Annotated in this window: 3 tRNA genes; all 3 read right to left on the reverse strand. The window is 48.6% G+C overall.

What is annotated here, in order from left to right:
- The 3 genes from ACJ2A9_RS23850 to ACJ2A9_RS23860 all read right to left on the reverse strand — a co-directional run bounded on the left by ACJ2A9_RS23850 (nucleotide 1) and on the right by ACJ2A9_RS23860 (nucleotide 245).
- Nucleotides 1-74, reverse strand: a tRNA-Gly gene (locus tag ACJ2A9_RS23850).
- Between the two features lie 14 nt (nucleotides 75-88).
- Nucleotides 89-165, reverse strand: a tRNA-Pro gene (locus ACJ2A9_RS23855).
- Between the two features lie 3 nt (nucleotides 166-168).
- A tRNA-Arg gene (locus ACJ2A9_RS23860) sits at nucleotides 169-245 on the reverse strand.
- Nucleotides 246-354: the final 109 nt, after the last annotated feature.

The following is a 354-nucleotide window of genomic DNA, read 5'->3' on the forward strand; positions in this document are numbered from 1 at the left end:
TGGAGCGGGTGATGAGAATCGAACTCACGACCAGAGCTTGGAAGGCTCTTGTTTTACCACTAAACTACACCCGCATATTTTAACTAAATGGTCGGGAAGACAGGATTTGAACCTGCGACCCCCTGGTCCCAAACCAGGTGCTCTACCAAGCTGAGCCACTTCCCGCTATGGCGCGCCCTGAGAGATTCGAACTCCCGACCTTTTGATTCGTAGTCAAACACTCTATCCAGCTGAGCTAAGGGCGCTCCCTAATTTTATTATCGTAAAGCATGCTCCTGCGTCTACAAGTAAAGCTTCGAAGTGAGCTTTCTCGTCACAAACCAGCATAGATGCCTACGTAAATAGTAAGTTTGG

Origin of the sequence: Anaerobacillus sp. MEB173 (assembly GCF_052119505.1) — a bacterium.
Lineage (GTDB): Bacteria > Bacillota > Bacilli > Bacillales > JBJMAU01 > JBJMAU01.